The sequence below is a fragment of the Thermococcus sp. GR5 genome (assembly GCF_012027535.1).
Classification (GTDB): domain Archaea; phylum Methanobacteriota_B; class Thermococci; order Thermococcales; family Thermococcaceae; genus Thermococcus; species Thermococcus onnurineus.
In genome coordinates this window covers 179296-189044 of sequence record NZ_SNUN01000004.1, presented here as the reverse complement: position 1 = coordinate 189044, position 9749 = coordinate 179296, and the positions used below count along the sequence as shown (strand labels likewise).

Annotated in this window: 11 protein-coding genes and 1 pseudogene; all 12 read right to left on the bottom strand. The window is 55.2% G+C overall.

Features of this window, described 5'->3' with window-relative positions; translation table 11 throughout:
* Positions 1 to 238 (bottom strand): annotated as a pseudogene (locus tag E3E33_RS05785) (sodium:proton antiporter); the annotation flags it as partial.
* The gene (locus E3E33_RS05780) at positions 239 to 493 is read right to left on the bottom strand and encodes a hydrogenase subunit MbhD domain-containing protein (protein ID WP_167710944.1); all 255 of its coding nucleotides are present in this window, start codon (positions 491 to 493) and stop codon (positions 239 to 241) included.
* The gene (mnhG, locus tag E3E33_RS05775) at positions 486 to 845 is read right to left on the bottom strand and encodes a monovalent cation/H(+) antiporter subunit G (RefSeq protein ID WP_012572537.1); all 360 of its coding nucleotides are present in this window, start codon (positions 843 to 845) and stop codon (positions 486 to 488) included. Before mnhG ends, E3E33_RS05780 begins: the two co-directional genes overlap by 8 nt.
* Positions 842 to 1123, bottom strand: coding sequence for a monovalent cation/H+ antiporter complex subunit F (locus E3E33_RS05770; protein ID WP_012572536.1), 282 nt, complete (start codon positions 1121 to 1123; stop codon positions 842 to 844). Before E3E33_RS05770 ends, mnhG begins: the two co-directional genes overlap by 4 nt.
* A 42-nt stretch (positions 1124 to 1165) precedes the next feature.
* Positions 1166 to 2194, bottom strand: a complete 1029-nt coding sequence (locus E3E33_RS05765; RefSeq protein ID WP_167710943.1) for a formate/nitrite transporter family protein — start codon at positions 2192 to 2194, stop codon at positions 1166 to 1168.
* 5 nt (positions 2195 to 2199) lie between these two features.
* The gene (locus E3E33_RS05760) at positions 2200 to 2481 is read right to left on the bottom strand and encodes a hypothetical protein (RefSeq protein WP_167710942.1); all 282 of its coding nucleotides are present in this window, start codon (positions 2479 to 2481) and stop codon (positions 2200 to 2202) included.
* Entirely contained in the window at positions 2441 to 3262 is an 822-nt protein-coding gene (locus E3E33_RS05755) for an NADH-quinone oxidoreductase subunit B family protein (protein ID WP_167710941.1), read from the bottom strand. The genes E3E33_RS05760 and E3E33_RS05755 overlap by 41 nt, the downstream gene beginning before the upstream one ends.
* Positions 3259 to 3756 (bottom strand): 4Fe-4S dicluster domain-containing protein, encoded by a 498-nt coding sequence (locus E3E33_RS05750; RefSeq protein WP_012572532.1) that lies wholly within the window; start codon positions 3754 to 3756, stop codon positions 3259 to 3261. The genes E3E33_RS05755 and E3E33_RS05750 overlap by 4 nt, the downstream gene beginning before the upstream one ends.
* Position 3757: 1 nt before the next feature.
* On the bottom strand, positions 3758 to 5512 hold the full coding sequence (locus tag E3E33_RS05745) for an NADH-quinone oxidoreductase subunit C (RefSeq protein WP_012572531.1): 1755 nt from the start codon (positions 5510 to 5512) through the stop codon (positions 3758 to 3760).
* 10 nt (positions 5513 to 5522) lie between these two features.
* On the bottom strand, positions 5523 to 6446 hold the full coding sequence (locus tag E3E33_RS05740) for a respiratory chain complex I subunit 1 family protein (RefSeq protein ID WP_167710940.1): 924 nt from the start codon (positions 6444 to 6446) through the stop codon (positions 5523 to 5525).
* Between the two features lie 10 nt (positions 6447 to 6456).
* Entirely contained in the window at positions 6457 to 8529 is a 2073-nt protein-coding gene (locus E3E33_RS05735) for a proton-conducting transporter membrane subunit (protein ID WP_012572529.1), read from the bottom strand.
* A 2-nt stretch (positions 8530 to 8531) separates the two neighbouring features.
* Positions 8532 to 9746: a complex I subunit 5 family protein gene (locus E3E33_RS05730; RefSeq protein WP_167710939.1), complete on the bottom strand. Its 1215-nt coding sequence runs from the start codon at positions 9744 to 9746 to the stop codon at positions 8532 to 8534.
* Positions 9747 to 9749: the final 3 nt, after the last annotated feature.

Here is a 9749-nt window from a genome sequence, read left to right as displayed (position 1 = left end):
GGCTGCCTATTATTGCGAGGAAGAACACTGCAGTCTCGAAGAGCGTGTCAATGCCACGGTAGTCCCAGAGGATTGAGGTAACAACTTCAGGGCTCCTGGCAGAGTAATCCCCGAAATAGCTGTTTTCGAGGTAGAACTCACCGAGGGGTTTGACGTCCTCTGGCTGGGGGACTTGGAAGACGTAGGCCAGCGTGATGACCGCGGTGAGCAGGAGGATGAGCGTGACCAAGCGCTTCATTCACACCACCTCGTACCTTTTGGTCTTGCTTATCACGAAGACGAGCAGGGCAGAGTAGATTCCTACTGCTATGGCAACGTATGCCAGGACAATGTCCGGCGCCATCAAGATGTAGAAGGCTATGGCGTAGGCTATGGCCTGTACGGCGGAAAATCCGACCGCCTTGAGCAGGTCCTTCTCTGTGATGGCCAGGTAGGAGAAGACCATGCCGAGGACTGCGACGGTAGCTAAGATTAGCAGGTGGATTTCAATCATCGCCCCTCACCTCTGCCAGGTGGTCGACCTTTGGCTTCCACTCCACGAGCCGGGCCTTATGGGCGGCGTAGGCTAGTGCAGTAGCTCCCGCTGGCGCTGCGAGGAGGACGATTATCCCCGTGATGAAGCTGGCCCCAGCGATGGCGTACCTATGGGGTAGGAAGTCCGCACCGAGGGCAAGCAGGGCAACACCGAAGAGGGGAACCACCGCCCCACCAATCGTTCCAACTGTTGCAGCGTGTAGCCTGACGTAGAAGTTGGGGAAGCGGAGTAGGCCTATGGCTCCAAAGAGGTCGCAGATGCCGCCGATGATTATCATGACTGCTCCAAGGTAGAAGAGTATCTCGCTCATGCTCCCACCTCCCCGTTCGCCAGGTACTTTGCGACGTAGATGTCCAGCAGGTACGCCCAGAGGGCGAGTATTATGGCCGCACTCACGAGGAAGGTGGACTTGAAGTAGACTGCCAGGATGGCCATAAAGGCTGCGATATCAAAGCTCATACAGTCTACTGCGAGGATAACATCCGGAATACTCGGCCCTTTAAAGGCCCTAACGGCATAGATGACGAACGCGGCTATGTAGAGGGGAATGATGAGCTTCATGAGCGTCATGAACGTGCTTTCGAGCATTTTTCTCACCTCTCACGATGGATGGAAAAAAGGAAAGAGCAGTCAGGCCGGCCTGGCCTTCTTGTAGAGGACGAAGGCACCGACGATGTAGTAGGCCGAGAGCACCAGCGGGACGAGGTACATGGCACCCTTGCCAAGGGCCTGATCGAGGGCTATGCCGATTCCCGCTGGGACGAGCGCCGCGACGGCCCAGAAGGCTATGAAAACGATAAGGAAGTCAATGATTTCTTTGATGAGGCGGTCAGTGGTCAGCTCGGGGTGGCTGAGGTACCAGTAGTAGAAGGCCACGAAGAGGAAACCGCCAATGGCGTTACCGAAGGTTACCGGGATTACGTTGTGGAAGAACTGGGTCCAGGTTATGGCGTAGTCACTGAGGAGTATGCCCGCTGGAATGGCCCACATGTTGGCTATGGCGTGCTCGAAGCCTATGGCAACGAAGGCGAAGATCGGGAACCATATGGCGAGTATCTTGCCGGCACCGTCCTGAACCCTGGCCGACTGCCATATTGCGACGTTGACGAGCCAGTTACAGCCGATACCGAGGAAGAACAATGCCAGTATGTCCTTCGAGACCTTGCCGGTGGCTATGCCTACCGTGACCTGGCCGAAGGTGTTCGGGTCTCCAACGTGGCCGAAGAGTCCGGTCAGCGGAACGGCCAGGAGCGCGAGGAATATCGAGCCTATGAAGTTTCCACCGTAGCTTCCGAACCAGTTGTAGAGGACGCACTTAAAGTCGGCGTAGCCCTTCGCCTTAGCCGAGCTGAGGAACTGGACGTTTCCTGTCCAGAGGTCGGCTCCCGCTAAGATGACTGCTATGAGGCCGACCGGGAAGACCGCACCGAGGAGTATCTTAAAGGTGGATATGTTGCCTGTGTCTGGGAAGAGCTTCGGGCTGTAGCCAGCCGCTGCAACCACCGCCAGGAGGAAACCAAAGGCGATAAAGGCACCAGCCATGAAGCCGGCGAAGAGCAGCCTACCTGGGGTTGTCTTGAACTTTGGTGTGGCCTTCTTTGCTACGGCCTCAAAGGTTGTATCTACCCCATACAGGATTTTTTCCTTTGCTTCAGCCATCCAATTCACCTCCTCTCTATTTTGAGCCTTTCATTCTCCCTAAGGCCCCTGAGGGCCTTCAAGATTAGCCGCCTATCCCCCTCATCCAGCTTTTCGAAGGGAATCAGGGGGGCATCGGCGAGCGTGAAGTATGACCGTCCGAGGGATTTTCTGAGCAGATGGGCTGTCTGAAGGCTTATCTCCCCGAGTACTTCCTCTACCTCAAAGTCTCCCTCCGTGTGGGAGAGAGCACCCGCGAGGTAGGTCTTAAACCCAATATACGAACTCTTTACCAGCATCCAGGGCATCTTTGACCCTCCAGTACTCTCTTTCGAGAAGCATCATACAGAAGCCCAGTCTAACGTCCCCGCATTTGGCGGCGTAGTCCTTGACGAGCCTGGCCAGCTCCTCCCTGGGATTCTCGCTCTTCTCGGCCTCTTTAACGAACCCCATGAAATCCTCGAGGATCTTTTCCCTGTCGAGGTATCCCACGAGGTGCCTGAGCCTCTCCATAAGGGTCAGTCTGATGCGCTCCTCCAGCGGCCCCTCTGGGAGCTTGAAGGGAACCAGCTCGTCGCTGTACTCCTGATAGCTGAGCTTCTTCTCGACGAGTCCCACGAGCTGTGCTATGCCGTAGATTATCTCCTCCGGTCTCGGTGGACAGCCGGGGATGTAGATGACCGGACCGACCTTCTCGCCCTCGTCCCTCAAGTCAGCGATGAGCTCCGCTATACCTCCCCTCCGTGGATACTCGCTTCCCTCCCTGCCGCTCTCGGGCCTTCTGTAGACTGGATAGCCGTTGTAGAATATCCCTCCGCTACAGGTGCACGTTCCGATGGCGACTATTACCCTTGGCTCCGGAGGCATCGCCTTTATGGTCTCTTTGGCGCCGTAGTAGGCCTGTCTCGTGAGCGGACCCGAGACGAGGAGTGCATGAGCGTGTCTCGGCGAGCCAACTAGCTTGATTCCAAAGCGCTCGACGTCGTAGAACGGTGTGAGCACGTCGATTATCTCGATGTCACAGCCGTTGCACGAGCCGGTGTTGAGGTGGAAGACCCATATGGAGCGGAGCTTCGGCTTTCCGCTCATAGAACCACCTCCTTGCTGGCTTCTATGGTTCCATCAACTGTCCCTTTCCTCCTGCAGTCCCTGCAGATCCAGACCTTCTCTTCCAGAGCTTCCCTTTCGATGATCTCCTCGGGGAGAATCTGGAGGGCCTTTCTCACCTGCCTCTCAGTGAAGTCGGCGTACCTGCCGCAGTTTTTGCATTTCACGAGCCTGAGCCTAACAACCTCCACGTGGTCCATCCTGTCGGGCGAAGCGGCCTCGAAGAGGTTCGTGAGCTTGATCGCTCCGGTGGGACAGACCTCCTCACAGCGAGCACAGCGGATGCACCTTCCCACATCGAGGACAATTTCTCTAACTCCTCTGTTGTAGTCGTCTATCCTGAGGAGTGCATCTGGCGGACAGGCGTTAACGCAGGCACCGCAGCCTATGCAGAGGGTCGCGTCTATCTGTGGAATTCCCCTGTACTCCGGAGGAGCCTCAAGCTTCACGAAGGGGTACTTCAGCGTCACGGCCATCTCAGACCCTCCTTGAGGCCTTTATGGAGAGCTTGTTGAACTCCGTCTCGCTGAGAACCCTAACCTTCCCGCTCTCGACGTCGACTACCTGAACCCTCTCCGTACAGGAGTAGCAGGGGTCTATGCTCGCCACTATGAGCGGGGCGTCGGCTATGGTGTAGCCGCGCATCATGTCGGGAACAGCCGGCAGGTTGTTGTAGGTTGCCGCCCTGGCCCTGTACCTGTAGACCTTGTTGTTCTCGCCGGTCATGACGTAGTGAATGTTCTCGCCCCTCGGTGCCTCGGTCATGCCTATCGCTTCCGAGTACGGGGGTATCTCCTTGTACTCCGCCAGAATGTCTCCTCCGGGCATCTGGTCGAGGGCCTGCTCTATTATCCAGATGCTCTCGAAAACTTCCTCTATTCTGACGAGGGCCCTCGCCAGAACGTCGCCCTCCTTGTAGACTGGGACCTTGAAGTCGAGGTACTTGTAGGCCGCGTACGGGTGGTCCCTTCTCACGTCGAAGTCCCTTCCGGAGCCCCTGCCAAGGGGTCCATCAACGTCCCACTCCTTGGCGACCTTGTAGGGCAGAACCCCAACTCCTTCAAGGCGCTTCACAAAGGTGCTCGTTGAGATTGCCTCATCGACGAGCTCACTGAACTCGGTCTTTATCTTCTTGAGGACGTCCTCTATCAGGGATTTTCTGTACTCCAGAAGGTCTCTCCTAACGCCGCCGACAAGGAGCATTCCGTAGGTCTTTCTGTTGCCCGTCAGCCTTTCCGCGAGCCACATCACGTGCTCCCTTATCCTCCAGGCTTTCATGAAGCCGTAGTCGTAGCCAACGAGGTGGGAGACTATTCCAAAGTTGAGCAGGTGGCTGTGGAGTCTCTCTATCTCGAGGACTATCGTCCTGATGTACTCGGCTCTCTCGGGAACCTCTATACCTCCGGCGTTCTCAACCGCCTGGCAGTAGGCTGTGGAGTGTGTGCAGCCGCAGATTCCACATATTCTCTCCGCTATGAAGCAGACCTGGTCGTAGGTTAGCCTTCCCTCGGATATCTTCTCTATGCCCCTGTGGGCGTAGAAGCCGCGATAGTCAACGTCTGTTATGGTTTCTCCCTTAACATAGAGCCTGAAGTGTGCTGCCTCTTCAAGGGCCACATGATACGGTCCGTAGGGGACGACTATCTCGTCCTTCTTCGGTTCCTTGTAGGGGTAGAACTTCTCCCCCGGCGGGCTGTTCGAGTAGTGGAAGTCTTTCCTGAGCGGGTAGACGCAGGACGGCCAGTCGTCCGGAAGGACGAGCCGCCTCGGGTCGGGGTGGCCTTCGGCAGTGAGGCCGAGCATCTCCATGGCTTCCCTCTCGTACCAGTTCGCGCCCCTGTGCTTGGCCGCTATCGAGGTGAACCTCGGGTCGTCCTCCGGCAGGTAAGCCCTGACGCCGAGATAGAAGTCACCCGCCTTTCCGTTAACGCTGAGCCAGTAGGTGATGCTGAACTTGCCGTTTAGGGGCCTCTCGTCGGTGGCCACCATCGATGAGAGCTGGGTCTCCTTCCACTCCGGGTGGTTGAGGAAGTAGAGGACTATCTCCGGAAGGTCTTCCCTCTCGACGGTTATAATCCACTGGTTGTAAGCGGCCTGCTTGACGTCCCTTATCTTCTCCCCGAACTTCTCGATAATCTCATCCAAGTACTCCCGCGTTACCTTGGCCTTTTCATCTCCCCTGTGTACGCGCTTCTTTTTCAGAGCCTCGTTAAACTTGATAACTTCAGACATGAGCACCACCTCACCATCCCAGGGAAGCTATCACCAGCGCGACTATTCCCGCAAGGAATATCACCGTGTTCTGCCTGATGGCCTGGATTACCTTCATACGGGCCGTCGTTGACTCTATGATGGCCGACATGACGTAGAAGATCACCAGGAGTGCCAGCTGTGCCGCGAGCGTTACTGCACCACCGTAGGGCGTCGTGATGTCGACGAACCCCTTCATGACTGGAATGACTATGAAGCTCGCGAACAGCCATATCAGGGCTACGCGCTTTATCAGCATGGCCCACTTGAAGATTCCAAGCAGCTTTCCGCTGTACTCGACGAGTGGACCCTCAAGTATCTCCGTTTCGGCCTCGGCTATGTCGAAGGGTATGAAGGCGCACTCAGTATAGACGGCGTAGGCGAGGAAGATGAAAGCGAGGACAACGGAGGGTGTGAGGCTGAGGTTGAGTGGAATCCCGCTCACGCTGAGCGAGTGGGTCTTAAGCGCGAGTATGCCTATCGCTATTCCCAGTATCGGCTCCACGCTGAGGATGAGCATCATCTCCCTGTTGGCACCCGCGTTTGAGTAGGTGTTGTTCACGAGGAAGCCTGCCATCATCATCGATATCGAGAATATCGCCAGCACGTAGAGGAAGACGAAGATGTCCCCTGTGAAGGCCACTGGGACGAAGTTCCCGAAGGGGAGGAGCAGGGCGGCTGAGACTGCTGAAGCAAAGGCCACATAGGGAGCTATGAGGAAGCCCAGTCTGTCCGTTGGAAGGATCGGCTCCATTGAGAGCAGGCTTGAGAGGTCATAGTAGGTCTGGAAGACGGGGGGCCCCTGCCTCTCTTGGACGGTAGCCTTGATCTTTCTGCTTATTCCGTCGAGGAGGGGCGGAAGGAGGATGATTATCATCAGTGAAAGGGCCGCGAATGCAATCTTTTCGAGCGTCATCTTCACCACCTCACAGCACCATCAGGGCAAGTATAACCGCCAGAGTTACCAGGGCTATTGTGAACGCTGCATTTGGCCTCATGAATCCCTCATCTAGAAGCACTCCTGAGACCCTCACTATCTTGACCAGTGGGGCAAGAAAGTATTCGTCAAGGTAGACTTCGGGGCACTTCTTCTCGTACTCTTTTCCGATCCCGGCCACACTCTTGCTTATAGAATCGCATACTCTGTGGAGGGCCCTTGTTGTTGAGACGTACGCATTGGCGACTGCGCCAATCAGGGCAGATCCGAACTCGCTGAGAACGTGGCCGGTGTGGTAGAGCGGGTGGATGTACTCCTCGAAGGGTTCGTAGTAGTTTATCGCCTTGAACTTGTAGTGCTCCATCGCCACGGGCTCACCGAGGGTCCAGGGTCTGTAGGTTTTCTTTGAGATTGGGAAGAGCAGGTACATGCCGAGGAAGATCACGCCGAAGAGTGTCGCAAAGAGTAGCGGTTTGAAGTAGCTCTCTGCCCCTGTCGGCATAAGCGGAGCTTTAATCGTGACAAGCCAGTAGTTTGTGTCCATCAGTCCTGAGACATCTATACCGGCTAGGGCTGCCCCTGGCGAAAGCAGTATCGGCAGGATGAGGCTTGGAACCAGTCCAAGGAGGATGCAGAGTGAAGCCAGGAAGCCCTTGGCGATGAGCATAGGGGATGGAACTTCCTCAGCATCCTTCGTAAACTCAGTAGGTTCTCCTCCAAATGCGGTTGTGTAGAACTTGATGAATGAAGCCAGCGTTGCTGCGCTTATGAAGAGGGCCATCACTCCAAAGAACACTATCAGGCCGTTGCCCGAGAGGAACGTTGACTGATAAATCATCCACTTGCTCATAAAGCCGTTGAACGGAGGAGTTCCAGCTATTGACATTGCGGCTATGAATGTGAAGAGCGCCGTAAAGGGCATCAGTTTAGCCAGACCTCTCAGCTGGTTGAGATCCCTGCTGCGGGTTCTGTAGAATATTGAGCCCGTCGACAGGAAGAGCAGTCCCTTGAAGAACGTGTGGTTAACGAGGTGGTACAGACTTGATGCTAGGGCTATGGCTCCGAAGGCTGAGTACATATCTCCCCTGGCTATGAAAACTATCCCAACGCCCATGCCGAGCCAGATGTAGCCTATCTGGCCGATACTGTGGTAGGCCAAAAGTCTCTTGGCATCGGTCTGCTTCAACGCGTAGAGGGTTCCAACTGTCAGGGTTACTGTTCCAAGCAGGGCAACTGCATATCCGAAAGTCTCGTTTGGCTTCATGATAAAGCATGTAGTCCTTATCAGGGCATAGACCGCGACCTTCTCCAGTGCTCCAGCCATTAGAGCGGAGACGTTGCTCGGGGCGACCGTATAGGCCTCCGGGGCCCAGAAGTGCAGCGGGACAACGCCTGACTTGCTTCCAAAGCCTATCAGGAAGAGGGCGTAGAATACTGGGCTTAGTTTTAAGGCCGCTAGACTCTCAAAGTTAAGTCCCTCGATTGAGCTAACGTCTGCATACAGCAGGGCGAGGGCGATTATCAGTGGCAGTGTGCTCACTATGTGCATGGTCACGAAGTACTTCCAGCCGGCTTTTCTGACATCCTCTTTGTCGCTTTCCCAGATCGTCAGGAGGTACGATGTAAACGTCATGACCTCCCAGAGGAAAATGAACCAGAACATGTTGGCTATTGTTACTATGAGTATCATGGAGAGCATAAACACTGAATATATGGTTATGTACATCCAGCCTCTGCCTGACTTCTCGTAGATTGCCATGTATCTCGGGGAATATATTGACGCTGCAAGTCCGAGGGCGCCGAAGATGAAGCACATTATCAGCGAGAGCCCATCAATCTGGAACGGAATCTGGGCCACTCCTAAGTCATATGTGAATTCTATGGCCTTCCCGCTGAGGATATCTGGTATTGACACAAAGGTAAAGGCTAACAGAGCTATGGAGGCTAGAGCCGTGAGTATGTGGCCAATGCTGATTGAAGCCTTGAAGCTCCTTTTGAGGGCTAACGCTGCGGGTATGGAGAGGAAATACAGGATGACGGCGAGCGTAAAGAGTCCCTCCATCTTCACCACCTCACCCATATGTAGTCGCAGACGAACTGGCTTACCATGGAGAGAATGAGCAGGACTATCACGGAGAGGGCTATGCTTCCAGCAAGCTTTCTCTTGGCCTCTGGTTCACCTTCGCTGAGGATGTAGGCGTGAACCACTCTGAGGAACAGTATGAACGCTATCACCCACTCAAGGGCCGTGAAGTATGCCAGGGCCGGGCTGACCGTCAGGAGAGTCTTTATCACATTGAGCTTGTTCATGAAGAGGTTGAAGGGTGGAACACCTTCGAGGGCGAATATTGAGGCCATCATGAGTCCCGCGGTGAGGCTGTCAGTGTTCGTAATACCTTTTGCCTTCTTCAGGCTCCTCGTACCGAAAACGTAGAGGAGGGCACCCGTTGATATGAACGCCGCCGCCTTCGCGAGTCCATGTGCCACGACGTAGTAGTCAACGCCCTTCTCCACTCCTGAAACGCCGAGGAGGCCTGCCAGGATGAGCAGATACATCCAGCCCATGTTGTCGATGGTGGACCATGCGAAGAGCCTCTTGACGTCGTCCTGGAGGGCGTAGCTGAATATGGCAGCCAGCATGCTGAGCACTGCCATAGTGCCGATGAGATAAACTATCCAGGTTGCGACGCTCCATCCCACAGCATCGAGAACCCTGATGGTTCCGTAGAGGCCGAGTTCGACCATGGCACCACTCATCAAGGCTGAGACCGGGCTCGGTGCGGCCGGGTGGGCGTCCGGTAACCAGAAGTGGAGCGGGAAGAGGCCGGCCTTGGCCGCAAATCCCAGGAGAAAGAGGGCGACTATGGCATTGCTGTACTCCGTTATGACCCCAAAGTTGAACGTTCCATGGAAGGCGTAGTACATAGTCACTGCCAGCATGAGGGGAGATGTGTCGAAGAGGTGCATGGTCACGAAGTACTTCCAGCCGGCCTTCTTGACGTTCTCCTCCGGCCAGTCGTAGATTATCAGGAAGTATGAGGCGAGAGTCATTATCTCCCAGAGGAAGAGGAAACTGAGCCAGTCCTGGACCATTGGGATGAGAAGCATCGAGACTATGAAGATGGCGAGCGTTGGGTAGTAGGGTATCTTTGGTTTGAACTCGTATATCCTCATGTATCTGAACGATGCAACTAGCGCCGCTATGCCGAGTATCGCGACGTTGAGTACGAAGAACACTGCAGTTCTATCGAGTGAAAGAGTGAGCGTTACGTCGAACATTTT